This window comes from Stenotrophomonas sp. TWI1183, assembly GCF_039673115.1.
GTDB lineage: Bacteria > Pseudomonadota > Gammaproteobacteria > Xanthomonadales > Xanthomonadaceae > Stenotrophomonas > Stenotrophomonas maltophilia_AA.
Window position 1 is genome coordinate 1 of record NZ_JBDJKZ010000038.1, and the last position, 515, is coordinate 515.

Annotated in this window: 1 pseudogene; it reads right to left on the bottom strand. The window is 65.4% G+C overall.

The window, feature by feature from the left end:
* Positions 1–514 (bottom strand): annotated as a pseudogene (locus tag ABE434_RS18800) (flagellin); the annotation flags it as partial.
* Position 515 lies beyond the last annotated feature (1 nt).

Sequence of the window (515 nt, forward strand, 5' to 3'; positions counted from 1 at the left end):
TGCCCAGCTTGTCGACGGTGGCGTCGACGACCTTGTCGATGGCGATCGCCTGACCGGCGTTGGCGCCGACCTGGAACAGCTGGCTGGAGAACGAGCCGTCCAGCAGCTTGGTGCCGTTGAACTCGGACTGCTTGGCGACGCGGTCGATTTCGCTGACCAGCTGGGTCACTTCGGCCTGCAGGGCCTTGCGGTCGCTGGCGGAGTTGGTGGCGTTGGACGCCTGCACGGCCAGTTCGCGGACGCGCTGCAGGTTGTTGCCGATTTCGCTCAGCGAGCCTTCGGCGACCTGGGCCAGCGAGATGCCGTCGTTGGCGTTGCGGATGGCCACGTCGGTGCCGCGGATCTGGGTGCCGAAACGCTCGGAGATCGCCAGACCGGCGGCGTCGTCCTTGGCGCTGTTGATGCGCGAACCCGACGACAGGCGCTGGATGGTGGTGGCCAGGGAGCTGCCGCTGGTGCTCAGGTTACGCTGAGCATTCAACGACATCGTATTGGTGTTGATGACTTGTGCCATG